Origin of the sequence: Kitasatospora sp. NPDC094028 (genome assembly GCF_049543595.1) — a bacterium.
GTDB lineage: Bacteria > Actinomycetota > Actinomycetes > Streptomycetales > Streptomycetaceae > Kitasatospora.
This window is the reverse complement of record NZ_JBMVFA010000031.1, coordinates 11,174-36,384: the sequence shown is the minus strand read 5'-3', so window position 1 is coordinate 36,384 and position 25,211 is coordinate 11,174. Positions and strand designations below refer to the sequence as shown.

Sequence of the window (25,211 nt, the reverse complement as noted above, 5' to 3'; positions counted from 1 at the left end):
TTTCCGCCCGGAGTCGTACGCACCCCTGGCGACTGACGATGATCGTCCGGGCGGTTGCCTTCAGGAAGATAACGAATGAGTCCAACTTCGCCGCTCATTGGATTTACTTCTTGACTACGTCCGGCAGATCCGGATTGACTCCCTCCACCCCGCCGCAGCGTTGCGGCGCCGTCAGGGAGGCACCCCCACATGAACGCAACGATGCGTCGCGCCGTCATCGCCACCGCCGCCGTCACGATGGCCCTGTCCATGGCCGCGTGCGGCAAGGCCGGCGGCGACAAGAAGGATGCCGCCGCCTCCGGCGACACCAAGTCCATCGGCCTGCTGCTGCCCGAGAACGCGTCCTCGGCGCGCTACGAGTCCTTCGACCGCCCGTTCATCGAGGGCAAGGTCAAGGAGCTGTGCGCGGACTGCAAGGTGCTCTACAACAACGCCGAGGGCAGCGCCGCCAAGCAGAAGCAGCAGTTCGACACCCTGATCGCCCAGGGCGTGAAGGTGATCGTGCTGGACGCCTTCGACGCCACCTCCACCGAGTCCTGGGTCAAGGAGGCGGCCGCCAAGGGCGTCAAGGTCGTCGCGTACGACCGCCTGGCCACCGGACCGGTCGCCGCCTACGTGTCGTTCGACAACGAGAAGGTCGGCGAGCTCCAGGGCCAGGCCCTGCTGGACGCCCTGGGCGGCAAGGCCGCGGACGCGAACATCGTCATGATCAACGGTGACGAGGCCGACCCGAACGCCGGCCAGTTCAAGGCGGGCGCGCACAAGGTCCTCGACGGCAAGGTCAAGAAGGTCGTCTACGAGCAGTCCGGCGAGTGGAAGCCCACCGTGGCCGGGCAGAAGATCGGCGCCGCGATCACCCAGCTCGGCAAGGACGGCTTCCAGGCCGTCTACTCCGCCAACGACGGCATGGCCGGCGCCATCATCACCCAGCTCAAGGGCGCCGGCATCACCGTCCCGGTCGGCGGCCAGGACGCCGGCCTGGACGCGGTCCAGCGCATCGTGAACGGCGACCAGGCCTACACGATCTACAAGGCGTACAAGCCGCTCGCCGACAGCGCCGCCGAGCTGGCGGTCGACCTGCTGCAGGGCAAGGACGTCAAGACGGTCGCCTCCTCCACCGCCGACAGCGCCACCGACAAGGGCATCCCGGCCAAGCTGCTCGACCCCAAGATCGTCACCAAGGCGAACATCAAGGACACCGTCGTCGCAGACGGCCTCTACAAGGCCTCCGACATCTGCACCGCCGACTACGCCGCCGCCTGCGCGACCGCCGGCCTGAAGTAGTCCCGCCGGGCGGTGCCCCCCACCTCCCCGAGGGGGAGCACCGCCCGTACCGAGCGGCGGGCCCAGCCCCGCCCCGACGCCCCTTACGCACGCACACCCGCCCGCCCCGCACGGCGCGCGGGCCAGCCCGGCCGCCACCCCACCATCACGGCGCGCGCGGGAAGAAGGAGATGGTTCACGTGACAGGCGCACCCGTACTGGCGTTGCGCGGGGTCTCCAAGCGCTTCGGTGCCGTCCAGGCGCTGACCGACGTCCACCTGGAGGTCCACGCCGGCGAGGTGGTGGCCCTGGTGGGCGACAACGGCGCCGGAAAGTCCACGCTGGTGAAGACCATCGCCGGCGTCCACCCCGTCGACGAGGGCACGATCGAGTGGGAGGGCACGGCGGTCTCGATCGGCCGCCCGCACGACGCCCAGGCCCTCGGCGTCGCCACCGTCTACCAGGACCTGGCGCTCTGCGACAACCTCGACGTGGTCGGCAACCTGTTCCTCGGCCGCGAGTTGAGGAAGTTCGGCATGCTCGACGAGGTCGGCATGGAGAAGCGCGCCCGCGCACTGCTCGACACCCTCTCCATTCGCATCCCGAGCGTGCGGATACCCATCGCCGCCCTCTCCGGCGGCCAGCGCCAGGTGGTCGCCATCGCCCGCGCCCTGGTCGGCGACCCCAAGATCGTCATCCTGGACGAGCCCACCGCCGCCCTCGGCGTCGAGCAGACCGCCCAGGTCCTGGACCTCGTCGAGCGGCTGCGCGACCGCGGCCTCGGCGTCATCCTGATCAGCCACAACATGGCCGACGTCAAGGCCGTCGCCGACACCGTCGCCGTCCTGCGCCTGGGCCGCAACAACGGCGTCTTCGAGGTGGCGAGCACCTCGCACGAGGAGATCATCTCCGCCATCACCGGCGCCACCGAGAACGCCGTCACCCGGCGCCAGGCCCGACTCGCGGAGGACGCGAAGTGACCACCGAACAGACCACCGAACAGACGACCGAGAGCTCCGCCCCGGCCCCGGCCGCCGCCGCGGTCGACCCCCGCCTGCTCGTCCGCGAGTCCGGCCTCTCCGGCTACCTCGCCGAGTTCAAGCGGAAGTTGAAGAACGGCGACCTCGGCTCGGTGCCCGTCGTCCTCGGCCTGATCCTGATCGGCGGCATCTTCCAGGGCATCACCGGCGACTTCCTCAAGGCCGACAACCTCACCCACATCACCCAGTGGATCGCCGCCCCCGGCCTGATCGCCGTCGGCGTCGTCTTCGTGCTCCTCCTCGGCGAGATCGACCTCTCCCTCGGCTCCCTCGCCGGCGCCTCCGCCGCCATCGCCGCCAACCTGTCCGCGCGCGCCGGCTACAACGAGTGGCTCTCCTGCCTCATCGCCCTCGCCGCCGCCGTCGCCATCGGCGCCCTGCACGGCTTCTTCTTCGCCAAGATCGGCGTCCCCGCCTTCGTCGTCACCCTCGCCGGCCTGCTCGCCTGGAGCGGCCTGCAGCAGTACGTCCTCGGCGACAAGGGCACCGTCAACGTCGTCCACGACGGCGTCCTGGCCAACCTGGGCTCCTACTTCCTCGGCGACGGCGACATCGCCTACGCCTGGGGCCTCGCCGTCCTCGGCACCGCGCTCTACGCCGCCGGGCAGCTCCTCGACGCCCGCCGCCGCACCGCCGCCGGCCTCACCGCCCGGCCGATCGGCGAGATCGCGCTGCGCACCGGCGTCCTCGCCGCCATCGCGCTGGCCGCCGCCTACATGCTCAACCAGGACAGCGGCCTGCCGCTGCCCCTGCTGATCTTCCTGACCGTCGTCGTCGTCACCGACTTCGTGCTGCGCCGCACCGGCTACGGCCGGCAGATCTTCGCGGTCGGCGGCGGCGTGGAAGCGGCCCGGCGCGCGGGCATCAACGTCGCCTGGGTCCGGATCTCGGTCTTCATGATCTCCGCCGGGATGGCCGCCCTCGGCGGTCTCTTCTACGCCTCCCAGCAGGGCTCCGCCGACAAGATCCTCGGCGGCGGCAACGTCCTGATGAACTCCATCGCCGCGGCCGTCATCGGCGGCACCAGCCTGTTCGGCGGACGCGGCAAGACCTGGTCCGCGCTGCTCGGCATCCTGGTGATCCAGAGCATCACCACCGGCCTCGACCTGGTCCACGTCAGCCAGGCCATCCAGTACATGATCACCGGCGCCGTGCTGCTGGCCGCCGTCGTCCTGGACTCCGTCTCCCGCCGCACCCGCAAGACCGCGGCCCGCTGACGGTCACGCGCCGATCGGCCGCCCCGCGCGCCGAGGGCCGGTGCGGGGGGCCCCCCCCGGGGGGGGGGGGGGGGCCGCCCCCCCCCCCGGCGCCCCCCCCGCGCCCCCCCCCGGCCCCCCCGCCCCCCCCCCGGGGGGGGGCCCCCCGCCGCCCCCCCCCCCCCGCCCGGCGGGGCCCCCCCCCCCCCCCCGGGGGGGGGGGGCCCCCCGGACCGGCCCTCGCGCTTTCCGCCCGCACGGATCCACGGATGCGCCCGGCGAGCCCGTCAGTCGGCCGCCGGGGTGATCTCGTACATCCCGGGGCCGTCCAGGTAGCGCAGCGTGTTGAGGTCGCGCTGCAGGACGGCGTCCACCGGGTGGCCGAGCGTCAGGGTGGCCGGGTACTCGCGATCGTAGGTCGTCGCGGTGATCGCGTCGCCGGGCCGCACCAGCACGGTGAGGGAGCGGAAGCTCGCCAGCCGGTCGAGCCGGTCCAGTGCGCGGTAGCGCCGCAGCCGGCCCGAAGCCGGGGCGACCAGCGCCGCCCAGGCGAACGCGTGCCGCCGCCGGTAGGGCCGGCCCGCCCGGGCGTGGAACCGCTCGGGCCGGACGTAGGCGTCGACGGTCCACTCCAGCTGGCCCTCGCCCAGGACCTCGGTCGTGTAGGGGGGCAGCCCCGACACGCGGGCGCCCACCTCGACCAGCCGTGGGCCGTCCGGGGTCAGCTTGATCTCCAGGTGCGCCGCGCCGTACCGGATGCCGAGGGCGTCCAGCACCCGGCGGCCGTAGTCGAAGAGTTCGCCGACCGGCTGTTCGTCGGAGCGCAGCAGCACCTGCGCGGTCACCAGGTCCCGCACCCCGTTGGCCTCGATCCGCTCGGTGCGCCAGGCGTCGGTCAGCTGGTGCACGCCCGCGCAACTGACCGTGTTCACGATGTACTCGGCGCCCACCAGGTACTCCTGGGCGACGACTTCGGTGATCGGCTCGCCCAGCACCGTACGGCGGCTGCGCAGCCCGCGCAGCGCGGCCACCGAGTCCTGCGGCCGGTCGCAGAACGACACGCCGGCACCCCAGTAGCCGCGCAGCGGTTTGACGACCACGGTCCCGCCCACCATGCCGTGCCAGGCCAGCAGTTCGGCTTCGTCGCCGGTCCGCAGCTGCCGCATGCCGGGGACGCCCCGGGCCTTGACGGCTTCGATCTGCACGTACTTGTCGCGCCGCGCGCTGCTCAGGGCCGTGCCGTTGGAGGCCAGGCCCAGCCGCTCGGAGAGGGCGTCGGCGAGCTCCACCCCGGTCTCGCGGCCGGCCAGCACCGCGACCGGCCCCAGCGCGGCGAGCCGTGCCGCCAGGACGTCCAACTCGCCGTCGTGGAGCAGCACATGGCTGAAGGCCCGGGCGTCCACCGGATCGACGCCGACCGGCGGGGCCGGCGTGCTCAGGACCTGGATCACCTCGCCGCCCACCGCGCCGAAGGCGCCGGTGAACCCGGAGGACGTGCCGAACGCGTCGACGACCGCGACACGGAATGCTGACATCGTTCGCCTGCCTACTGGTCGGCCGGAGCGGAGCCGGGGTGGGTCAGATCGGCGCGCAGCGCGAGGAGCCGGTACACCGCGTTGGTGAGCACGTGCCGGATGCTGAACCCCGACGTTCCGGGGTCCCGGCCGTCCAGGATGTCGTGTTCGCCGCCCTGCTCGCGGATGCCGCGACGGGTCAGCCCGGTCCGCTCCCGGAACGCCTCGGGGAGCGCGTGCCGGGTGACGCCCAGGTGTGCCATCCGGAAGTCGACGAACTTGTCGATCACCCTGACCAGCCGGTCGCGGCCCGCGCGGTCGAGCACCAGCCGTCCGTCCCGCAGCCGCTGGAACACGTTCGCCCCGCGGACCGAGTCGCCGCGCCACCGCGCGATGACGGGCCGGGACCACGAGGGGAAGTAGGACATCGACTGGTCCAGGAAGATGCCGTACCCGTTCGACGGCGGCAGCAGGGCCAGTTCGAGGAGGTGGACACTGGGCATGAACGCACCGCTCGCGCCGCGCGCGCCGCCGGGATGGCCCATGTGGTACGGGCGGAACCGGTTGAACGCCTGCTGCGACAGCCTGCGGTACCTGGCCATGTACCGGGTGAACTCCGTGAGGTGCTCGACGACGTCGTCCAGGACCTCGGCCGGTCGGGCGGCGGCCGCCGGCAGGACCAGTGAACGCAGGCCGTAGGCGGCCGACTTGGCCCACGGTTCGGAGAGGTGGTGGCCGAGGTAGAAGTCCCGTTCGAGAGCGGCGTCCCGGCCCGCGGAGAACACCCGGATGTCCCCGCCGCGCAGGTACTCCTCGCAGTTGGCGTCGATCAGGAGTTCGTAGCTCAGATGGGGATCCAGCGCGGGGAACCTGCCGCACCGGGCGGAGATCAGCTCGGTCAGGGCGTGGGGTGCGGCCTGCGGGCCCGCGGGCGCGTAGCCGCTGAGCAGGAAGAGCAGGTCGAGCTGGAGGAGGCGCGCGGTCCGCTCGTCGTCCTCGGCGAGGCACTGTGGAGTGAGGTTCCGGAGCATCTGCTCCTGGTAATCGGCGAGTTGACGATACGTCAGGCACCCTGCCGAGATGTCGCCGAGGGCGGTGGGAAGGCCGTGCAGGACGTAGTCGCGCAGCGGTGAGCCCGAGCGGCCGGCGGCGGGTGAGGTGTGCTGCCGGGGGTGTGCGACACCGTCGAAGAGTCGGCTGCTGTGCACGTCCGCTCACCGCCCCGCCGGGAAGTCGGCGGCGGCGCTCGCCCCGGCCCACGTCCGGGTCTCCTCCGCGCGCGCCGCACCGGCGGCCAGGGCGGCGGTCACGGCCTGGGCGCCGAGCAGCAGCCGGCGCGGCGGGTCGTCCTGGCCGATGACGTCGATGATCACCCGGGCGGCGCGGGCCGGGTCGCCGGGCTGCGTGCCGTTGTGATCCCGCCGGTACCGGTTCATGGCGCCGACGGTCTCCTCGTAGTCGGGCCCCACCGGGTGCAGCTCCATGGACGATCCCTGCCAGTCCGTCCGGAAGGCCCCGGGCTCGACGATGACCACCTTCACCCCGAACGGCGCGACCTCGGCGGCCAGCACCTCGGAGAAGCCCTCGACGGCGAACTTCGCGCTCTGGTAGGCCCCCATGCCCGGGGTGCCTCCGACCCGGCCGCCCAGGGACGAGAACTGCACGAACACCCCCGACCGCTGCTCCCGCAGCACCGGCAACGCGGCCCGGGTGACGTTGACCACGCCGAAGAAGTTCGCCTCGAACTGCTCGCGGAAGTCCTCGTCCGCCATCTCCTCGATCGGGCCGCTGTTGGCGTACCCGGCGTTGTTCACCACCACGTCCAGCCGCCCGAAGGCCGCGACCGCGCCGTCCACCGCGGCCCGGGCCGCGACCGCGTCGGTCACGTCCAGGGCCGCGGTGCGCACCCGCGCCCCGTGGCGGGAGACCAGGTCCGCCAGTTGCTCCGGCCGCCGAGCCGTCGCCAAGGCCCGGTCTCCCCGCTCCAGGACCGCTTCGGTCAGGCGCCGCCCGAAGCCCCGGGACGCGCCGGTGATCAACCACGTGCGAGTCATGTCAAGCCCCCTGTGCTCTGTCGTGAGACCCATCGGTCCTCACTGTCACGTGCGGTGCATCCCGCGCGCATCAGTCAGATGACGCTGAGTCGGCGACGGAGGTCGGTGGCAGTGGTCGGCGGCGGTGCTCGGCGGCGGCGCTCCCGCCCCGCCGGGTCTGCCGGCGGGGTCGGGCCAGGCGCGGGTCAGCGGGCCGGCGTGGGCTGTTCCGGGGCGAGGGAGTTGCCGGCCGGGATGTGGCCGCAGTCGGAGGGGGCGGGGCGGCCGGCGAAGCGATCGTTCAGCCAGGCGAGGGCCTGCGGGGCCCAGACGACGGGGACGCCGAAGTGGCTGAGGGCGTCGTACTGGTGGAACGCGACCGGGCCGGCGCCGGTCGCGCAGTACTGCCGGGCGAGCGCCCGCACGTCTCCGGCGACCATCACGCCGTCGCCCGTGCCGATGCCGGCCGGGTTGCTGAAGGTGCCCTCCAGGATGCCGCCGCCGCCCTGGGCGATCTGGCCGGGCACGGTCGGGGTCGGGGCCGAGCCGAGGTTGTTCCGGTTGACCGCCGTGACGAAGTCCGCCACCGAGTCGGGGTCGGCGTACGGGGGCTTGGCCATCGCCTTCCAGGTCAGTCCGGGGTAGTGGCCCAGGACGTCGACGATCGAGGCGTGCTCCAGCTGCTGGTAGACCGAGCGGCCGTAGTCGTTCAGGTAGGGCGTGAGGTCGATGCCGAAGGAGCGCGAGACGCCGATCAGCGCCATCGGGGTGATCCCGCTCCACACCAGCGAGCCGTCCACGTACCTGAGGTTGTGCGCCGGGTCCACCAGCAGCCCGCCCTCGGTGTAGCCGACCAGTGCGGCGTTCACCTCCGGCGCGTAGCTCGGCGCGAGCGCGGCTGCCCAGGCGGTGGCGACGGCGCCGCCGGAGTAGCCCATCAGCCCGAAGCGGGTGCCGGAGTCCAGGCCGGTCGTCGGGGAGGCGGTCGCGGCCCGGATCGAGTCCAGCGTGGTGGCCCCGTACTCCGGCCCGGCCGCGAAGTCGGCGTTCTGGCCCTCGGTGTCCGGGATCACCACGCTGTAGCCCTGGGCGAGCAGCGGCACCAGGAAGAGCGCCTCGGCGTTCGGGATCACCCCGCCGAGGCTGACGTCTCCGGCCACCGCCCGGGAGGGGCTGTCCGCCGGGTCGAGCGAGTCGTAGAAGGACTGGTAGGAGACGGCCCTGCCGCTGTCCCCGGTCAGGCTGCGCACCACGGTGGTGACGTTGGCGGCCGGGCGGCCCTGCACGTCGGTGGTGCGGTAGAGCAGTTGGATCGCCGTCACCGGGGTGGGCAGACCCACCACGTGGTACGGCAGGGTCCGGGTCTTGAGCACGGTGCCCGGTGCGAGCGAGGCCAGCGGCGTGCCGCCGTCGTAGGAGTAGAACGGGTCGCTCGCGGCGGCGGCGGGGCCCGCCGTGGAGCGCCCGGCCGCCGCGGCCGGGCCGGCCGTGACGGCCGTCGCGGTGGCGGCCAGGGCGGCGGTGACGGCGGCGGCGAGCAGCCTGGACGTGCACGTGCGCAAGGATCCCCCCAAGGTTCGTGAATACCTGGCAGTCCGTCGCGGGAGGCGTGTTACCAGCCAGTAGGCGGCGTCCCGGAGAACATCATGACCGCGGCCCGACAAGCTGTCCCCGGGCCGGGCCACAAAGATTCCCGGGGCGCTTTGTGACCGGTCACAATCCGACACACCGCACGGCGACACACAGCGGACGCGGGAGAAGGAGGGCCCGCCACGGGCGCGACGGACGCTCCGGGGCCGGTGAAGTCCTTCTTCGCCGCTGACGTAGCGGCGAGCGCCGCGGACGAGCCGGGCGAGGACGCCGGGGCCCTCCTCGGCGACGAGGACGTCGGCCGGGTCGTCGATCCTGCGGTCTTCTGACGACCCGTTCGAAGGCGATCATGCGAGTTCGTAGGATGGGGGAGTAGCTCCTCCGGGAGGAACTCGTGCCGGAGGTGCCATGTCGCAGCACTCGAAACGCCGGCTGCTCGGGCGGGACCGGGAGTTGGCGGTGTTGGAGCGCCTGCTGCGCGAGGTGCACGACGGGCGGAGCCGGGTGCTGGTGCTGCGGGGCGAGGCGGGGGTCGGCAAGTCGGCGCTGCTCGACCGGCTGTCCGGGCAGACGGGGCCGTGGCAGGTCGTCCGCGCGGCCGGGGTCGAAGCCGAGTCGGACTTCGCGTACTCGGCCCTGCAGCGGTTGTGCGCCCCGCTGTTGTCGCACCTCGACCGGCTGCCGGAGGTGCAGCAGGGCGCGCTGCGGGTCGCGTTCGGCCTGAGCACGGGGAACCCGCCCGAGATGCTGCTGGTCGGGATCGCGGTCCTCGGCCTGTTCGCCGAGGCGGCCGCCCGGTCCCCGCTGCTGTGCCTGGTCGACGACGCGCAGTGGCTGGACCTGATGTCCCATCGGATCCTGGCGTTCGTCGGTCGCCGGCTGGACGCGGAGTCGGTGGCGTTGGTGTTCGCCGAGCGGATCACCGACGGGACGCCGGAGGACGGGGGCTTCTCCGGTCTGCCGGACCTGCGTCTGCGCGGGCTGGCCGATGCCGACGCCCGGGCCCTGCTGGACGGCGTGCTGCCGGGGCCGGTCGACCCGCGGGTACGGGACCGGATCGTGGCCGAGACCGGCGGGAATCCGCTCGCCCTGCTGGAGCTGCCCCGGGGCCTGTCCCCGGCGGAGTTGGCCTTCGGCTTCGGTGGGCCCGGCGCCGGCCCGCTGGCGACCCGGGTCGAGGACGGCTTCCGCCGGCGCGTCGACGCGCTGCCGGCCGACACCCGCGCCCTGCTGCTGGTCGCGGCGGTCGAACCGATCGGCGACGGACCGCTGCTGTGGCACGCCCTGCGCGAGCTGGGCATCGGTCCGGAGGCCGCGGCACCGGCCGAGGCCGCGGACCTGATCACGCTGGGCGCCACGGTGCGGTTCCGGCACCCGCTGGTGCGTTCGGCGGTGTGGCGCGGCGCGGACGTCACCGCACTGCGGGCGGCGCACCGCGCCCTGGCCGGGGCCACCGACGACGAGCGCGACCCCGACCGCCGGGCCTGGCACCGGGCCCACGCCGCGGTCGGGCCGGACGAGCAGGTCGCCGCCGCACTGGAGGGCTCCGCCGACCGCGCCCTGGCGCGCGGTGGCCGGGCGGCCGCCGCCTCCTTCCTGGAACGGGCCGCGGCGCTCACCCCCGACCCGAAGGAGCGGGCGCGGCGCGCGCTGGCGGCCGCCGCGGCCCACGTCGCCGCGGGCGTGCCGGCCCGGGTGCCCGACCTGCTCGCCGCCGCCGAACTCGGTCCGCTGGACCGGCTGCAGCAGGCCCACGCCGGCCGGCTGCGGGCCAAGGCGTCGTCGATGACCGACCCGGGGTTCGGCGCGGTGCGGCCGCTGCTCGAAGCGGCCGGCCGGTTCAGGGACCTCGACCCGGCCGCCGCCCGGGAGACCTGCCTCGCGGCGTTCGGCGCGGCCATCTGGGCCGGCCGGTACGACGAAGACGGACTGCGGAGGGTCGCCGAGGCCGCTCGCGACCTGCCGCCCGGCGACGAGACGGCGGGCGTCTTCCTCCGGGCCCTGGTCGCCTGGACCCTGGACGGGCCGGTCGCCGCGTTCCCCCTGCTGGCGCGGGCGCTGCGCTCCCTCGCGGACGGAGCCGACCCGGCCGTCCTGTGGCCGGCCGCGAACGCCGCCGTGGAGCTGGGCGATCTCCGGGCCTGGCTGGACGTCACCGACCGGGCGGTCCGGTCCGCCCGGACGACGGGCACGCTGTCGATCCTCTCGACGGCGCTGCCCTACCGGGCGGCCTCGCTGGGCTACGCGGGGCGTTTCGCCGAGGCCGAGGGCCTGCTGGCCGAGGCCGCGGCGATCGAGGTGGCCGCCGGCGTGGCGACGAGCATGGCCTCGACCGCCCTGATCCACGCCTACCGGGGGCGGGAACGGCCGGCCCTGGACCTGATCGAGGCGATGGAACGGGACGGCGCGCAGCGCGGCCTGGGCCGGCTCACCGCGATGGCGGCCTGCGCCCGGGCGGTGCTCCACAACGGCCTGGGCAACTACCCGCTCGCCATGGAAGCCGCGCTGCGGGGCGTCGAGCACCAGGACCTCGTCGTGCACCTGTGGACGTGCGGCGAACTGGTCGAGGCCGCGACCCGGGCCGGCCAACCGGCCGCGGCGGTCGGGGCCCGCGAGCGGCTCGCCGACTGGAGCCGGGCCGGTACCCCCTGGGCACTGGGCGCGCACGCGGTCGCCGAGGCCCTGACCGGAGCACCCGAGCGGGCCGAGGACCACTACCGCGCGGCCGCCGACCACTTCGGCCGCGGCGGGCTCGCCGTGTTCGAGGTCCGGGCCCGGCTGCTGTACGGGGAGTGGCTGCGCCGCCGGAACCGGCGTACGGAGGCCCGCACCGAGCTGCGGGCCGCGTACGAGGCGGCCGCGGAAACGGGCATGGAGGCGTTCGCCGAACGGGCCCGGCGCGAGCTGCTCGCCACCGGCGAGACCGTCCGCAAACGGACCCCCGGCGCGCCGGTCCTGACCCCGCAGGAGGCGCGGATCGCCCGCCTCGCGGCCGGCGGGCACCCGAACGCGGAGATCGGCGCGCAGCTGTTCCTCAGCCCTCGCACGGTCGAGTGGCACCTGCGCAAGGTCTTCGCCAAGCTGGGGATCTCCTCCCGGCGCGAGATCGACGGCGCCCTGTCCGAGCGGTGACCGCGGTCGCCCGGCGGGCCGGTGGGACGGCCACGGCCGTACGGGCGCGACTGCCGCCGCGAGCGGCGGTGCTCACAGCCGGTCGGCGTCCACCACGGCCTGGGCGAACGCCGTCGGCGCCTCCTGCGGCGCGTCGTGGCCGATGCCGTCGAGCACCCGGTGCCGGTACGGGCCGGTGAAGAACCTCCGGTACCCCGCGCCGTCGGTGGCGGCCAGGAACGGGTCGAGGGCCGGGTCCAGGGCGATGGTCGGCACGGTGACGACGGGCCGGGCCGCGAGCAGCTTCTCGTAGCGGTCGTAGTGGCGCTCGCCGTCCGCCAGGCCCAGGCGCCAGCGGTAGTTGTGGATCACGATGGCGGCGTAGTCGGGATTCTCGAACGCCGCGGCCGTGCGCTCGAAGGTGGCGTCGTCGAAGTGCCAGGTGGGGGAGACCTCGTCCCACACCAGCCGGCACAGGTCGCGCCGCTTCCGCTCGTCCTCCATCGCGGCGCGGCCGCGGTCGGTGGCGAAGTAGTACTGGTACCACCAGGTGTGCTCGGCCTTCGGCGGCAGCGGGTTCCGCTGCGCGGCGACGTCGGTGATCAGGTAACCGCTCACCGCCACCAGGGCCTTGACCCGCTCCGGCCACAGCGCCGCGACGATGCCGGCGGTCCGCGAGCCCCAGTCGAACCCGGCCAGCACCGCCCGGTGGATCCGCAGGGCATCCATCAGGGCGATGATGTCGAGGGCGATCGCCGACTGCTGCGCGTTGCGGACGGTCGTCGGCGACAGGAAGGCGGTGCTGCCGTGGCCCCGCAGGTACGGCACGATCACCCGGTAGCCGGCGTCCGCCAGCAGCGGCGCCACGTCGACGAAGCTGTGGATGTCGTAGGGCCAGCCGTGCAGGCAGACGACCACGGGCCCGTGCTTCGGCCCGGCCTCGGCGTAGCCGATGTCGAGCAGACCGGCCCGGACCTGCTTCAGCTCGGTGAATCCGGTGTGCGTGCCCGGGGCGACGGTCGGGATCACCGGTGCCGGGCGGGCCGGCCGGTCGGCCCGGTCGGGGCCGGCCGCGAAGGCGGGCGCGGTCGATGCCGCGCCGGCCGACACGGCCGTCGCGCCCAGGCCGAGCCCGACCGCCCTGGTGAAGGTACGCCTGTCGATCATGTCCGGTCCCTCCTGAAGACTCCTTGGCGCCTCCACTGTTCTTCGGCCACCGGGCCCGCGCATCAGTCACATGACGCCGAGACGCACGAGGACGTACGGAGACGCACGCGGGCGCACGGAGGGCCTGCCGGGCCGCCGCATGCAGTCATCCGACGGTTTCCGCCGTCCGAGCGCTCGGTGATCCTCGAAGGAGCGCCGCGCCGCCGGCGGACCGTCGTGCGTGCAACCGGAAGGCCTGACCGTGCAGCAAACCCCCGTCGTCCTCATCCACGGTGCGTGGTTCCACAGATCCTCCTGGCAGGGCTGGGCCCAGCGGTTCACCGCGCACGGTTACTCGGTGTGCGTCCCGGGCTGGCCCGGTGAAGCTCCCAGCGCCGACCGGGCCCGCCGCAGCCCCGGCCCGCTGCGCGACCTCGGGCTCGCCGCGCTCGCCGCCCACTACGAGGGGATCGTGCGCACCTTCGACCACCCGCCGGTCCTCATCGGGCATTCGGCCGGAGGCCTCATCGCCCAGCACCTCCTGGGAGCCGGCCTCGGCCGCGCCGCCGTCGCCCTCGCGCCGGTGCCGGCCGGCGGTGTGCAGTCGGACGAGGGCCGGTGTCGGCCGTGGTCGCTGCCGCCGGCCGGCGCGACCCGGCACCCGGGCTTCGAGCCGCTGCCGCGCACCCGGTTCCGACACGCCGTCGCCAACGCGGTCGGCGAGGAGGAGGCCGCGAGGCTCTTCGACCGGTACGCCGTCCCGGCCCCGCTCCGGCTGCTCGCGGACCTCGGACGCGACCGCACCGCCGCCGGGCCGGCCGACACCGTCGTGGACACGGCCAACGCGGCGCGCGGACCGCTCCTGCTCGTGTCCGGCCAGGAGGACCGGATGGTCCCGGACGCCATGACCCGCTCGGTCTACAAGCTCTACGGCGACTCCTCCGCCGTGACCGATCTGAAGCAGTTCGCCGATCGAGGGCACTCCCTCGTGTTCGACAGCGGCTGGCGCCCGGTCGCCGACCACGTCCTCGCCTGGCTGGCCGCCAACGGCGTCGAGGCCGTGGCCGCACGGGGCTGAGCGCGGGCACCGGGCCCGCGCAGCACCGGGCCCGCGCAGCGTCGGGCCCGCGCCGCATCAGACCCGCACCGCGTCGGACCCGCACCGCATCAGACCCGCACCGTGTCGGTCCGGCCCAGTGCGTCGGTGCGGCCCAGCGCGTCGCGCAGCGCCGCCCGGGCCGTGATGCCCAGCTTGGGGAAGACGCGGTACAGGTGTGAACTGACGGTGCGTGGCGACAGGTGCATCCGCTCGCCGATCTCCTTGTTCGTCAGGCCGCCGGCGGCCAGCTCGGCGATGCGGCGCTCCTGCCAGGTCAGCGGCGCCGGATTGGGCGCCGAGACGCGGGCCGGGGCCCCGGTGGCGCGCAGTTCGGCCCGGGCGCGTTCGGTCCAGCCGGCCGCGCCCAGCCGCTCGAACGCCTCGGCCGCCGGGGCCAGGTACGGCCGTGCCGCCGCCGGGCCCCGGACGTGGCGCACCCGGGTGCCGTGCGCCAGCCGGATCCTGGCCAGCTCGAACGGGAAGCGGGCGGCGTCCGGGTGGGACTCGGCCCGGGTGAACATCTCGACGGCCTCCCGCTCGGCCTCGGCGGTCATCGCCAGCGCGCCGTACGTGATCAGCCCCAGGCGGGGCGACAGGTCCGGCAGACCGGCGTCGCGGGCGGCGAGGGCGTGCGCCCGGGCCTGCTCGACGCGTCCGGTGTGCCGGGCGGCCTCGACGAGATCGAGCAGAGTGCGCGAGGCCTGGTACGCATAGGGCCGGAACGTGCCCGGCTGCGTGATGCCGATGGCGTAGAGGTACGCGGTCTCGTAGTCGCCGGAGCCCAGCGCGGCGGTCGCGCCGGCGGAGTCGGCGAGCTGGGTCAGGAACCCGAGTCCGCGCGGGCGGGCCCAGGCGTCCACCTCGGCCTGGAGGTCCCGTGCCCGCCCGACCTGTCCGCGCAGCGCCGCCAGCTGGGCCAGGTACGCGCGGCTCTGGGCGGCGAACAGGTGGTGGCCGTGCTCGGCCGCCAGCTCCAGGCCGTGCTGTCCGGTCTCCTCGGCCTCGGCCCATTCGCCGACCGCCATCTGGTCGAGCGTGATCTGGTGCAGCATGACCATGCCGGTGGCCACGGCCCCGGTCTCCAGCTCGCGGTCCACGACGCGCCGCAGGTGGGGGCGGTAGTGGCTCAGGACGTCGAGGTGGTACGCGGCCGCGCCCAACCGGGTGACGGCCCAGGGCTCCAGGGCCGACAGGTTCGCGGCGGCCTGTCGCACCGGCCCGGCCCAGCCCGCGCCGTGCCGGGTCACATCGCTCCACGTGTCGCTGTAGAGGCGCGCGTCGTCGGTGACCAGGCCGCCCAGGGAGGCGAGGAGTTCGCGGGTGCGCTCCCAGACCGCGGCGTCCCCGCTGAACTGACTGATCGCCAGGAGGAGGATCACCAGCCGGGTGAGGAGCTCGCTTCGTCCGGCTCCGCCGACAGGTGATGCAGTGGCTCCGCCGACAGTCGACGCGGCGCCTCCGCCGGCCGCCGGCGCCGCGGCCGCCCCGCTCTCCCTCAGCTTCTCGATCGCGGCCGCGACCTGGTGGTGGGTGGAGCGGACGTCCCCGTCCTGGTAGAGCGCCCGGTAGGCGGTCGCCAGCACCGTGGCCGGCGACTCCGTCGAGCCGGGCGCGAGGCCCGCCTGGACCAGTCGGTGCGCCTGGCCGAGGCGGGCGGCGTGCGCGGCGACGAAGGCGGCGTCGGTCAGTCGCCGGGACCGGCCGGCGTGGTGCTCGCTGAGTTCGGCGGCCCGGGTCAGCCAGGCCACGGCCGCCAGGGCGCCGCCGCGCCGGGTCGCCGACCCGGCCGCCGCCTCCAGGACGTCGGCGACGTCCTCGTCCGGATCGACCGTGGCCGCCGCCAGGTGCGTGGCCCGGCGTTCGAGGTTCTCCCGGTGGACCTGCGCCAGTGCCAGGTGCGCGGCGCGGCGCTGGTTGGGAGTGGCCATCTGCACGACGGCGGAGCGTACGAGCGGGTGGCGGAAGACGACGTCTCCGGTGACCACGTCGACGTCCAGCAGCCCGGCGGCCACCGCCGGGTCGGCGTCGCGCATGCCGTAGCGGGTGCCGGGGACGGCGTCGGTGCCGCTCGGGGTGCCGGCGCCGTCGAGCGCGCCCATCAGCAGTTCGGTCCGCACCCGCTCGTCGAGAGCCGCGATGCGGGCGCCGAACAGCCGTTGCAGCCGCCGGGGCAGCGGCATGCCGTGCGGGCCGATCAGGTCCTCGGCCGGGAGGCCGTCCGGCCGGTCGGCGAGGTGGGCGGGCAGCTCCACCAGGGCCAGCGGGTTGCCCCGGGCCTGCTCCAGGACGATACGACGGACCCGCCGGCCCAGCTCCGGGTACCGGTGGTCCAGCAGGCGGGCCGCGTCCTCGGCGGCGAGGGCGGTGACCGGCAGTTCGGGCAGTGCGGCGGTGTCGAAGCGGGACGCGAGGTCGGTGCGGACCGCGACCAGCATCTTCGCCGGGCCGCCGGCCAGGCGCCGGCCCACGAAGCCGCAGACGTCGGCGCTGGAGTCGTCCAGCCACTGCGCGTCGTCGAGGACCAGCAGCAGCGGCCGCTGCGCGGCGGAGAGCGACAGCAGGCCCAGCACGGCGATGCCGAGCGTCATGACCGACGGCGGATCGCCCCGCACTGCGCCGAACACGGCGTCGAACACCGCCCGGGTCCGGTCGTCCAGCCGCGCGACGTCGGCGAGCAGCGGGTGGACGAACTGGTGCAGCCCGGCATAGGGCAGCTCGGACTCCGCCTCGACGCCGGCGGCCCGGAGGACGAGGTGGCCCTCCCGCTCCGCCAGCGTCGCGGCGTGGCTCAGCAACGCGCTCTTGCCGACCCCCGTCTCCCCCCGCAGGACGAGAGCCCGGCCCGTGGCGGACTTCACGAACTCCGCGAGCTCCGCCTGTTCACGGGCCCGTCCGTGCAGTGGCGGCGACGACGGATTCCCCGTCGTGACCGGCCCGCCCTCGCCACCAGGCTCCACCCTCGTCAGCTCCTTCGCCGCAACGGAAGCCGGTCGGCGTCCACCGACCACGATCCCGGGAGCGCGGGCCCGTCGAGCCCGTGCCGGACCCTGGCCGGTACCCGGGCCGGGGGTGGCCAGGGTCCGGCACCGGCCTGACACCGGCTCGACGGGCCGCCCCCGGGGAGTCCGGGGACAGCCCGTCCGCGTGGACGCGTGGAGGCGTGGAGGCGCGGAGGCGTGGACGCGTGCGCGTCAGGGGGCTACGGGCACTTCTCGTCGATCTTGTACTGCAGCGCCCGCGGGTAGTCGTGCCGGCTGAGCCGGACCCGGGCCAGGATCGGCGCGTGGTTGAGGTCGTTGCCCGGGTCGGCGATCTCCGCCAGGAGCGCGGCGAGGTCGGAGTGGGTGGAGACCTCGCGCCCGTGCATCCGGTCCTTGTCGGTGCCGAACACCTCGGCCAGCTTCTCGTACCGCCACGGGTGCAGCACGTTGTAGAAGTCGGCGCCGTTGGACGGCTTCTCCTTGTAGTAGCAGGGGCTGACCAGCATCTGCTCGATGCCGTAGAAGCCCTCGTTGTCCAGGACGAACACCACCGGCCGCAGGTGGTGGCGCACCTGGGTGGACAGCTCCTGACAGATCTCCTGGAACGAGCCGTCCCCGACGAACACCATGGGCCGCTTCGCCGGTTGCTGCCGGCCCAGCGCCACACCGGTGGCCGCGCCGACCGAGTAGCCGATGGACAGCCAGCTGTTCTGCGCCAGGAAGCCGGCCCGCTCGGTGATCCGCAGGTTCATCGAGCCGAGCAGCGCGAACGCCGCGTCCGAGACCACCGTGAACGGCGAGGGGGCCTGCGGGTCCCCGCCGGTGGCCTGGTACTGCAGGAAGTGGTTCATGTGCTCGAAGAAGCTGTCGTACGTCAGCTCCTCCGGGAACTCGGTGGCGGTCAGCGACTCCAGGAAGTCGGCGGTGGTGGCCGGGACGTCCAGGCCCGCCGCGCGCGCCAGCGTGAAGTGGTCGGCCGGGAAGGTCCGGCCCCGCAGCGCGTCGCGCAACGCCCGGACGAACCGGCCGAGTTGCACCTCGGGGAAGTACCTGGCGCCGACGCTGACGCCGTCCCGGGCGGCCACGATCCAGTCGTCGCCGATGGACTGCTCACCGCCGAGGTTCTTGGAGGTGGACCAGGTCCCGAGGCCGATCCGGCACCCGGCGTTCTGGAAGGTCTTCCGGATCTCCGGCAGGCTCGCCTTGCCGTTGTAGACGCCGGCGAACCGCGGATGCCGTTCGGAGACCACGGACTTCGCGCCGACCGTGGTGCAGAACTGCATCTCGGTGCTCTCCACGAAGTCCAGCAGTTCGTCCTCCAGCCGGTGGCGGACCAGCTCCTCGCCGGCCCAGACGATCGGGGTGCCGAACCTGTCGATCAGCTCCACCGCCGCCGTGACCGCCTTGGCCAGCATCTCCTCGTTGCGCCTGGTGAACGTCCGCCCGTGCGCCCGGAGTTCGCCCTGCGGAGGCGCGCACGGCGCGTGCCAGAGGTCCTCCATCACCTCCAGGTAGACGGGCTTGCGCTCGGTCAGGCAGGCGGTGATCGCGCTGTCGATCTGGGAGGGCGCGAGGCCCGGGTTGGAGAGCATCTGCGCGTCCACCGTGACCTGCCGGTAGACGGCGATGTTGCTCTCCCGGCGCGGGCTCATGTGCGACGTGAGCAGGCCGACGGCCTGCTGGTTGAGCCACTGCTCGTACGAGGGCGCCGCGTTGATCGCGATCAGCGGCACGTCCTCGACGTACGCGCCGCCGATGGCGTTGAGCAGGCTGAACGCGCCCACCCCGTAGGTCACCGCGACGGCGCCGACGCCCGGCTCGCCCGTGGCCGGGTCCGTGTCGGCGGCCCGGACCCGGGCGTACGCGTCGGCCGCGTAGCCGCCGCCCATCTCGGTCGGGGTGCCGATCCAGCGCACCGAGGTGGTCTCCTGCATGATCGTCAGGAACGGGCCGAGGAAGTCGCCCGGCACCCCGAACAGGTACCGGATCCCCAACTGCTCCAGCCTGGTGGCCAGGTAGCGGGCCACCGTCCATTCGTCGCCACTCATCGGCTCATCGCCTCCTGTCGGCTCTCGCGGCGGGCCTGCACCTCGGGCCGGATCTCCGGCTGCACCGGGGGCGGCGGCGGGGGTGCCTCGTGCACGGCGATCGCCGCCCGGACGGCGGTCTCCACCGCGCCCTCGATCCAGGCGTGCTTGAGCGAGACGTGCTCGCCGGCGAAGTGCACCGGGCCCTCCGGCTTGACCACGTCGAGGTGGAAGCTGGTCATCTGGTGCGGGGTGTACACCGCCGCCTCACCGAAGGCGTACGGGTCGCGCAGCCAGCTCTGGGTCGCCCCGTAGCCGGTGTAGAACACCTCGATCCGCCGGCCGTGCACCGACTGGAGGTTGCGCAGCGCGTAGACGTACCGCTCGTCGTCCGCCATCGAGTCCCAGCGCACCGCGTCGTCGGACCAGCTGTAGCTGGCCAGCACCACGCCGCCGTCCTCGCCGCCGGGCACCGGGTGCGAGGGGTAGTACATGAAGCGGTTCGGGTTGTCGGTGGTCGAGCCGCCGCCGAAGCAGTTGGTGGCGGGGCGCACGCTCGCCCGCAGCAGCGGGGTGTGCTCGTAGACCTCCCGCTGGCCCGGGCTGATCCGGCGCTCGTCCACGCTCGCGTGCGCGCCGAGCAGCATGTCCGGCAGGTTGCGCGGGGGCCGGTGGCCGTTGTGGGCGACGGCCCTGGCCGCCTCGGCGTCCTCCTCGCCGGCCCGCTGGTAGTACTCGTACAGGCCGGGGGCGATGGAGTCGAGTTCGCTCTTCCAGTCCGCCTCGGTGAACTCCCACCAGCGGCGGGAGAACTCCAGCAGCACCTTGGTGGCCTGGTCGTAGTGGGTCTCGATGATCGCCCGGCGCTTCTTGTACGAGAACGGGGGAGTGACCTGGACGAACCGCAGGGCGGAGAACGGGACGGTGACGATCGCGAAGTCGCCCTTCCAGACCTCGGGTTCGGCGTTCGGGTCGTCCTCGGGGACGGTCATGACGGCGACCTGCTTGCCGTTCGGGCCGACGTGCCGGGCGCCGCCGCCGTCCCGGCGGGTGTCCCAGTACTCCAACCGGATCATCCGCTCGCCCATCCGCAGCTCGTCCCGGAGCTCCTCGGCGAGCGCGTGGGGCAGGTTCCAACTGCCGCCCTCGATCTCCCAGTAGGTGGCGTTCGGGTTGATGTCGCTGCGGCCCAGGAAGGTGTGGAAGAACGACAGGTGCAGCCGGGAGCTCATGTTCTCGATCGTGCCGATCGCCTCGATGGCCTCGTCGCTGAAGCCCGCGTACTCGCGCAGGAAGCGGCCCATCGAGTAGCCGTCGAAGTCGTGGATCACCCGGGCCCAGCCGTCCAGCCACTCGTCGAACGGCTTGTACTCGCGCTTGCCGTCCACGACCACCGAGTAGTAGTCGCGGACCGGCTCCAGCGCCTGGTTGACCATGTCGGCGGCGGTGATCCGCACCTCGTCGCCGGTGAGGTGGAAGCCCTCGTTGACGCAGCTCGGGTCGGCGGCGTACTCGCTGCGGCGGGCCTGGACCCGGTTGGTGCGGATCCAGGAGTTGAAGCGCTTGGCCGGTTCGCGGAAGTCCGGGCTGTCCGCGCCGTACGTCCACACCTTGCCGGGCTCGAAGGACTCGTAGACCACCGGCGGGACGGGCGCGTTCTGGTTGCCGGTGTCCGGATCGACGTCGACGTTGAAGAACAGCTGCCGGTTCAGGCCGAGGCTGTCGACCAGGGCCAGGGTCAGCGGGTGGAAGCTGGGCAGCCGCATCGCGCCGGCCTCCGCGTACTGCTTCGGGTCGTGGAACGGCCCGCCCGTCTCGCCGTCCGCGGCGCGGAAGGTCTTGATCCGCCCGCCCACCCGGCTGGCGTTGGCCTCCAGGATGGTGACGTTGTGCCCGGCGTCCTTCAGCAGCTTCCCGGCGACGAGGCCGGCGATGCCCGCGCCGACGATCAGCACGTCCTTGCTCGTCTCCGCCTGGGGGATGCCGTCCTTGATCAGGACGTCGAGGTAGCGCAGCTTCAGGTCCTTGTCGTCCGGGCCGATCAGCAGCAGTTCGCGCGCCAGCTGCCGGCAGGTCTGCCGGCGGGCGCGGTCCTGGGCCGTGCCCTCGATGACGGGGTTCTCCATGGTGTCTCCTCCGGGGCGATGGGCGGTCAGGAGCCGACCGGCTTGTTGGGCAGGTCCTTGCCCTCGGCGAGCAGGCGCAGTGTGCTGATCGAGGGGGTGAAGGCGTAGAGCGAGCCCGTCGTGCGGACGAAGCGCTTCATGTCGACGGTGCCGTGCGTGCCGTCCGCCAGCGCGATCGAGGCCCGGCCGGCCAGGCCGGTGACCTTGTCGAAGCCGTTGTGCGGCTCCGGCGTGGGGGAGTCGACGCCGGGGGTGAACTCGGGGTCGTTGGACCAGTGCCGTTGGACCAGCTCGAACTGCTCCTCCAGCGAGGTGCCGTAGCAGACGAACATCAGCCCGCGGTCCTTGCCGTCGTCCGTGCCGCCCGGGAACGCGGGGCCGTACGGGATGCCCCGGCGCATCACGCGGTGGCTCTTCGGCTTGTGGTCGCCGACACCGGCGAAGGCGCGCGGGTGGGTGCGGCGGATGTGGGCGACCCAGGGGGTGTGCTGCCCGATCGGGTCGTTCTCGTAGTCGAAGTCGTTGCGGTCGCCCCCGAGGCCGGTCACCGCGCTGACCGGCGGGGCGAGCGGCGTGCCGTTCTTCTCGCGGCCGACCAGGCAGGCGCCGAGCCGGTCGGCGTCCATCGTCCCGGTGAACTGCTTGACGCCGTCCACCACGGCCGCGTTCCAGCCCGCGACGTCCTGGCGCAGCCGGCGCACCACCTGGAGCGAGCCGTTCTTCATCCACTCGGGCGCCGTCCGGTCGCCCGTCTCGCTCCGGTGGCCGAAGACGAACTCGCCGGGCTCGATCAGCTCGCTCCCGGCGCGGTTGTCGCGGAAGCCCTTGTTCTCCGGGTCCTCCCGGTGGAAGTCCTTGACGCCGGGCTGGGAGATGCCGTCCTTGTAGCCGAAGTGCTCGTGCCCCTTCAACGCGCCGGTCAGGGTGCGGCCGTGGTCCACGTGGACCCGGGTGATCCGGTGCGTCTGCTCGACCGTGTCGAGGTTCTTGAGCTTCTCCTTCAGCAGTTCCTCGGTGTCCGCGGCGACGATGAGGACGGCGTGCACGACCTTGTCGCCCGTCCCGGCGCCGAACAGCCAGTGCCGGGGGTCGCTCTCGGCGGTGTCCCCGAGGTCCTTGGCCCGGGCGGCCGAGCCGGCGCGGAACGACGTGAAGGCGGCGAGGTCCTTCGTGACCTGGTCGGGCTTGGTGGCGACGGTCAGCAGGCCCTCGAAGGTGAGCGAGACCCCGCAGCGGACGACCGCCGCGACGGGGTCGCGGCCGAAGGCCCGGCGGGCCAGCGAGAACTGCTCGTTGAAGTCCTCGGTCTCGCCGGTCGTCGCCACGGTGTTGAGGATCGCGGAGAGCCAGCCACGGCCCTTCTCGGCGTCCGGGAAGTGCAGGTAGCGGAAGTCCGTGAAGTCCTTGTTGAACGCGGCCAGGATGTTGCCCTGGATGTCGGTGTTCGTGCGCAGCTTCGGCCGGGGCAACTGCTCGATCGACGGCACGGCGCCGGGACGGGTGGGGGTCGTGGTCATGCTGGGGTTCCTCGCGGTGGGTGGGAGGGCAGGCGCGGGAGTCACGAAACGTGAGAGGCCTGCTACCCAACGTAGCGTCGTCGTCGAGAGTCCTGTCAACCGGTGGTCGGCCGCTCGACGGGGGCGCGCAATAACCCGGTGCGGCACGCGGCACATCCTCCCTAAGCTCTCCCACGAACACGCGCCGCCGCCCGGTCTCGTCCGGGCCCCGCGGCGCGCCCGAGCGACACCGGAAGCAGAGAGGGGGGAGTGGCCGTGGCCGCGCAGCGCACCGCCGCACTCTCCCCCGCGTCCCGGTTCGAGGTGATCCTGGTGTCCCCGGCCGCGCGGTGCCCGCTGCGCGGCCGGCACCGCTGGAGCCCGACGGCCTCCTGAGCCCCCGTGGCCCGTACGGCCACGGCCCGTCCGGTCGGCGACACCGACCCGACGCGCCGTCAGCTCACCGATCGCGCGCCCCTCCTTCCGCGGTTCATCCGAAAGGCACCCGGGCCATGCGTACCGACACCACCGTCACCAGCACCACCAGCACGATCGCCGCCGTCCGCAACCTCGGCATCCTCGCCCACGTCGACGCCGGCAAGACCACCGTCACCGAGCGGATCCTCTACCTCACCGGCGCCACCCACAAGCGCGGCGAGGTGCACGAGGGCACCACCGTCACCGACTGCCACCCGCAGGAGCGCGACCGGGGCATCACGATCTTCGCCGCGGCCGTCAGCTGCGACTGGGCCGGGCACCGGATCAACCTCATCGACACCCCCGGCCACGTGGACTTCGCCGACGAGGTTGAGCGTTCGCTGCGCGTCCTGGACGGCGCCGTCGCGGTGTTCGACGCCGTCGCCGGTGTCGAGCCGCAGAGCGAATCGGTGTGGCGGCAGGCCGAGCGGCACGGCGTGCCCAGGATCGCCTTCGTGAACAAGCTGGACCGCGCCGGCGCCGACCTCGACACCGCGCTGGCCTCCATCCGCGAGCGCCTGCACCCGCACCCGCTGGCCGTGCAACTGCCGATCGGCGCCGAGGACGCGTTCACCGGCGTCGTCGACCTGCTGCACCTGCGCGCGCTCACCTGGGTGGACGAGGACATGCGCGAAGGCCCCGTCCCCGACCACCTGGCCGCCGAGGCCGCCGCCCGCCGGCGCGCCCTGGCGGAGACTGTCGCCTCGCTCCACCCCGGCGCGCTCGAGGAGTTCTGCGCAGACGGCACGCTGAGCGCCGCCACCCTCGCCACCGCCCTGCGGGACCTGACCCGCACCGGCGAGGCGGTCGTGGTGCTGTGCGGGGCGGCCTACCGCAACCGCGGCATCGAACCGCTGCTGGACGCCGCCGTCGCCTACCTGCCCTCCCCGCTGGACGTCCCCCCGGTCGCCGGCGTCACGGGAACGGCCGACGAGACGCCGCAGCAGCGGGCCGCCGATCCCCGGCAGCCGTTCACGGCACTGGCGTTCAAGGTGCACGTCGGCGCGACCGGACGACTGACCTACCTGCGCGTCTACGCCGGCCGACTGGAGAAGGGGGACACCGTGCTGGACACCGCCACCGGGCGCCCGGAACGCGTCGCCCGGATCCTGCGCGTGCAGGCCGACGCCCACCGCGAGACCGACCACGCCGTGGCCGGGGACATCGTCGCCGTCATCGGCCTCAAGGGGGCCCGCGTCGGCGCCACCCTGTGCGCGCCCGGCGCGCCGATCCTGCTGGAGGCGCCGGTCAGCGCCGAGCCGGTCGTCACCGTCGCCATCGAGGCCCGGCGCACGGCCGACACCGACAAGCTCGCCCAGGCGCTGGCCCGCCTGGCCGAGGAGGACCCGTCGCTGAGGGTGCGCACGGACGCCGAGACCGGGCAGCGGACGCTGTCGGGGCTGGGGGAACTGCACCTGGAGGTCGCGGTGGAGAAGATCCGCCGCGAGCACGGCGTCGACGCGGTGACCGGCCGCCCGCAGGTCGCCCACCGCGAACGCCTGGTCGAGGGCGTGACCGGCTTCGTCCACCGGCACGTCAAACAGGACGGCGGCGCGGGCCAGTTCGCCCACCTGGTCCTCGACGTCCAACCGGCTGAGGAAACGGAGGACTTCGTGTTCGGCTCCACCGTCATCGGCGGCCGCGTCCCGCGCGAGTACGTCCAGGCCGTCGAGGCGGGCTGCCGCGAGGCCCTCGCCGAGGGCCCGCTCGGCGGCCACCCCGTCACCGGAGTGCGGGTGACGCTCACCGACGGCAGCACCCACCCCAAGGACTCCTCCGACCTCGCCTTCCGCACCGCCGCCCGGCAGGGCCTGCGCGCGGCGCTGCGCGCGAGCCGCCTCCACCTCCTGGAGCCGGTCGCGGAGGTGACGGTGACCGTGCCCGAGGACGCCCTCGGCGCGGTGCTCGGCGACCTCTCGGCCCGCCGCGGCCAGATCCGCGAGACCGGCCCCGGCCGGGTCACGGCGGCGGTCCCGCTGGCCGAACTGTTCGGCTACGCGAGCCGCCTGCGCAGCCGCACCCAGGGCCGCGGCACCTTCACCGCCCGCCCGGCCGGCTACGCGCCGGCACCCGCGCCCGGGGCGTGAGCCGGCCCGGCCGCCCCCGCTCCCG

Annotated in this window: 15 protein-coding genes; 6 read left to right on the top strand and 9 right to left on the bottom strand. The window is 73.8% G+C overall.

Annotation, left to right across the window (positions count from 1 at the left end; all coding sequences use genetic code 11):
- Positions 1 to 189: 189 nt before the first annotated feature.
- The 3 genes from ACPC54_RS32705 (at position 190) to ACPC54_RS32695 (ending at position 3,520) form a co-directional block, all read left to right on the top strand.
- A complete protein-coding gene (locus tag ACPC54_RS32705; protein ID WP_498970050.1) occupies positions 190 to 1,284 on the top strand; it encodes a sugar ABC transporter substrate-binding protein in 1,095 nt (364 codons plus the stop codon).
- 170 nt (positions 1,285 to 1,454) lie between these two features.
- Positions 1,455 to 2,243, top strand: a complete 789-nt coding sequence (locus ACPC54_RS32700) for an ATP-binding cassette domain-containing protein (protein WP_498970048.1) — start codon at positions 1,455 to 1,457, stop codon at positions 2,241 to 2,243.
- Positions 2,240 to 3,520 carry a sugar ABC transporter permease gene (locus tag ACPC54_RS32695; protein WP_498970047.1) on the top strand — a complete coding sequence of 427 codons (1,281 nt, stop codon included), beginning with the start codon at positions 2,240 to 2,242 and terminating at the stop codon, positions 3,518 to 3,520. Before ACPC54_RS32700 ends, ACPC54_RS32695 begins: the two co-directional genes overlap by 4 nt.
- A 266-nt stretch (positions 3,521 to 3,786) precedes the next feature.
- On the opposite strand, the gene ACPC54_RS32690 is transcribed toward ACPC54_RS32695, so the two are convergent.
- The 4 genes from ACPC54_RS32690 to ACPC54_RS32675 form a co-directional block, all read right to left on the bottom strand.
- Positions 3,787 to 5,034: an ATP-grasp domain-containing protein gene (locus ACPC54_RS32690; RefSeq protein WP_498970045.1), complete on the bottom strand. Its 1,248-nt coding sequence runs from the start codon at positions 5,032 to 5,034 to the stop codon at positions 3,787 to 3,789.
- Between the two features lie 11 nt (positions 5,035 to 5,045).
- Positions 5,046 to 6,221 carry a hypothetical protein gene (locus ACPC54_RS32685; RefSeq protein ID WP_498970043.1) on the bottom strand — a complete coding sequence of 392 codons (1,176 nt, stop codon included), beginning with the start codon at positions 6,219 to 6,221 and terminating at the stop codon, positions 5,046 to 5,048.
- A gap of 6 nt (positions 6,222 to 6,227) precedes the next feature.
- Positions 6,228 to 7,067, bottom strand: a complete 840-nt coding sequence (locus ACPC54_RS32680) for an oxidoreductase (RefSeq protein WP_498970042.1) — start codon at positions 7,065 to 7,067, stop codon at positions 6,228 to 6,230.
- 185 nt (positions 7,068 to 7,252) lie between these two features.
- Complete coding sequence (locus ACPC54_RS32675) at positions 7,253 to 8,608, bottom strand: lipase family protein (RefSeq protein ID WP_498970040.1); 1,356 nt, start codon at positions 8,606 to 8,608, stop codon at positions 7,253 to 7,255.
- 436 nt (positions 8,609 to 9,044) lie between these two features.
- On the opposite strand from ACPC54_RS32675, the gene ACPC54_RS32670 reads away from it, so the two are divergent.
- Positions 9,045 to 11,768: an AAA family ATPase gene (locus ACPC54_RS32670; RefSeq protein ID WP_498970038.1), complete on the top strand. Its 2,724-nt coding sequence runs from the start codon at positions 9,045 to 9,047 to the stop codon at positions 11,766 to 11,768.
- A gap of 72 nt (positions 11,769 to 11,840) precedes the next feature.
- Here the strand turns inward: ACPC54_RS32670 and ACPC54_RS32665 are convergent, their stop codons facing one another.
- A complete protein-coding gene (locus ACPC54_RS32665) occupies positions 11,841 to 12,914 on the bottom strand; it encodes an alpha/beta fold hydrolase (RefSeq protein ID WP_498970036.1) in 1,074 nt (357 codons plus the stop codon).
- Between the two features lie 241 nt (positions 12,915 to 13,155).
- Here ACPC54_RS32665 and ACPC54_RS32660 point away from each other — a divergent pair, with 241 nt between their 5' ends.
- Complete coding sequence (locus ACPC54_RS32660; protein ID WP_498970034.1) at positions 13,156 to 13,971, top strand: alpha/beta hydrolase; 816 nt, start codon at positions 13,156 to 13,158, stop codon at positions 13,969 to 13,971.
- A gap of 89 nt (positions 13,972 to 14,060) precedes the next feature.
- Here ACPC54_RS32660 and ACPC54_RS32655 read toward each other — a convergent pair whose 3' ends face one another.
- The 4 genes from ACPC54_RS32655 to ACPC54_RS32640 form a co-directional block, all read right to left on the bottom strand.
- Entirely contained in the window at positions 14,061 to 16,892 is a 2,832-nt protein-coding gene (locus ACPC54_RS32655; RefSeq protein ID WP_498970122.1) for a helix-turn-helix transcriptional regulator, read from the bottom strand.
- 299 nt (positions 16,893 to 17,191) lie between these two features.
- A complete protein-coding gene (locus ACPC54_RS32650; RefSeq protein ID WP_498970032.1) occupies positions 17,192 to 19,021 on the bottom strand; it encodes an alpha-keto acid decarboxylase family protein in 1,830 nt (609 codons plus the stop codon).
- Positions 19,018 to 21,126 carry a flavin monoamine oxidase family protein gene (locus tag ACPC54_RS32645; protein ID WP_498970030.1) on the bottom strand — a complete coding sequence of 703 codons (2,109 nt, stop codon included), beginning with the start codon at positions 21,124 to 21,126 and terminating at the stop codon, positions 19,018 to 19,020. The genes ACPC54_RS32650 and ACPC54_RS32645 overlap by 4 nt, the downstream gene beginning before the upstream one ends.
- Positions 21,127 to 21,152: 26 nt before the next feature.
- Positions 21,153 to 22,643 (bottom strand): Dyp-type peroxidase, encoded by a 1,491-nt coding sequence (locus ACPC54_RS32640; protein ID WP_498970028.1) that lies wholly within the window; start codon positions 22,641 to 22,643, stop codon positions 21,153 to 21,155.
- 491 nt (positions 22,644 to 23,134) lie between these two features.
- Here ACPC54_RS32640 and fusA point away from each other — a divergent pair, with 491 nt between their 5' ends.
- Positions 23,135 to 25,186 (top strand): elongation factor G, encoded by a 2,052-nt coding sequence (gene fusA, locus ACPC54_RS32635; RefSeq protein ID WP_498970027.1) that lies wholly within the window; start codon positions 23,135 to 23,137, stop codon positions 25,184 to 25,186.
- Positions 25,187 to 25,211 lie beyond the last annotated feature (25 nt).